The following is a 760-nucleotide window of genomic DNA, read 5'->3' as shown; positions in this document are numbered from 1 at the left end:
AGCATCCAGCGTAATGTCCGCGATCTCGCGGGCGGCAAGCTCGCCACGTTGCAGGTGTTGTTGCAGTTGGCTGATGGGTAAAGCGGCGAGTTCCGCCATCGACAACGGGGAATTCATAATTGATAAACCCCCGCGATCTCTTCCTGCATCTCCAGCGGGTAGTCCATCAGCGGTTGTGCCATCTCCGCGATGCGCTGTAACTGGAGCAACACCGCATCATGGCGTTCAGGCGTGAGGGGCAGATTCAGCAGGGTTTCCATCTGTTGCAGATAAGCGCTCAGGGTTTCAGGGGCATAAGAGGTCATCGGTTCTCCCGTTATTTCACGATGCAGAGGCGTTAGCGTGAAACCCGTGTTGCAAGAGTTGTTCCAGAATGGTGGCGAAACCAAGAGGGCAGACGTTTTTTCCTATTGTATGTCAGTGATGGGCTTGTGTTAGGGTGGTTGCAACGAAAGTTGCAATGACACAGAGATAACGGAATCGCCATGACACAAATTGATGAGCGGCTACGCAGCCGTTACAGCACACTCTCTGGACAGGAACAGCGCATTGCCGATTTTATCTTTACCCATTTCGACGATGTGATTGGCTATAACAGCGCCGAACTGGCGCAGCTTAGCGGCGTATCGAAAGCGACGGTCAGTCGCTTGTTCAAGCGGCTGGGTTATGCCAGTTACCGTGAGGTGCGTGAAGAATTAAGAACCCTGCGCCAAAGCGGGATGCCGCTGGCCGAGAGCCGTGATGCGGTTCAGGGCAATAC

At 54.1% G+C, this 760-nt stretch carries 1 protein-coding gene and 1 pseudogene; one reads left to right on the top strand and one right to left on the bottom strand.

Annotated features, from left to right (window positions below; translation table 11 throughout):
- Nucleotides 1-113: 113 nt before the first annotated feature.
- Complete coding sequence (gene hpxX, locus J5224_RS32265; RefSeq protein ID WP_264629025.1) at nucleotides 114-305, bottom strand: oxalurate catabolism protein HpxX; 192 nt, start codon at nucleotides 303-305, stop codon at nucleotides 114-116.
- 180 nt (nucleotides 306-485) lie between these two features.
- Between hpxX and J5224_RS32260 the strand changes: the two are divergent.
- Nucleotides 486-760 (top strand): annotated as a pseudogene (locus J5224_RS32260) (LacI family DNA-binding transcriptional regulator); the annotation flags it as partial.

Source organism: Candidatus Symbiopectobacterium sp. NZEC135, assembly GCF_025962695.1.
Note: the sequence above shows the minus strand (reverse complement) of the source record. Positions and strands in the feature narration are given on the sequence as shown.